The organism is Psychrobacter sp. 1U2 (genome assembly GCF_051847575.1).
Window position 1 is genome coordinate 1 of the sequence record NZ_JBPYDC010001195.1, and the last position, 672, is coordinate 672.

The window sequence follows — 672 nt, forward strand, 5'->3', positions numbered from 1 at the left end:
AGTATCGAATCATTTGATTGTCACTAAAGGCAGCTAGATGGCTGCCTTTTTTCTATAGAAAACACCCTTTTCATTATAGTTTAAAAGCGCTATGGTTAACGCTATTCTAAACTATCGCTTACTAGGCTTAGGGATGAATGAATTGTTGACAAGCGTTATTTATGCATACTAAAGACATATAAATACTTTAAAAAAACAGATGTTATATAAGCGTATCATATACCCATTCAAATTTATGATTTTTGAGAACCCTTTATGAGTAAGCTATCTCGTTCGACTATTTTGATGCCGGTATTTATACCGACTGCTGTGGTCATGGTATTGTTGGTGATCGGTGCTTCGGTCAATCCACAACTGGCAAGTGGTTTGTTTGCACAAGTGCTGGGCTTTACTACCGAGACGTTTGGTTGGTTTTATATGCTGGCCACAGCGCTGTTCTTGATGTTTATCGTGATTCTGGCGTTTTCGCCTTATGGCGGCATCAAGCTAGGACCTGACCATGGCACGGCGCAATATAATTTTATTGAATGGATCTCTATGCTGTTTTCGGCAGGATACGGTATCGCCTTATTGTTCTATGGTGTTGCTGAGCCTGTGATTCATTTTGCTACGCCGCCGCTGTCAGAGCCGCAAACTATTGCTGCAGCCAAAGAGGCGATGCAAATTGCTTAT

The 672-nt window shown here is 41.1% G+C and carries 1 protein-coding gene; it reads left to right on the forward strand.

Features of this window, described 5'->3' with window-relative positions:
- Nucleotides 1–255: 255 nt before the first annotated feature.
- A partial coding sequence (locus ACS8FD_RS21165; RefSeq protein ID WP_439277314.1) for a BCCT family transporter occupies nt 256–672 on the forward strand: 417 nt, incomplete at its 3' end.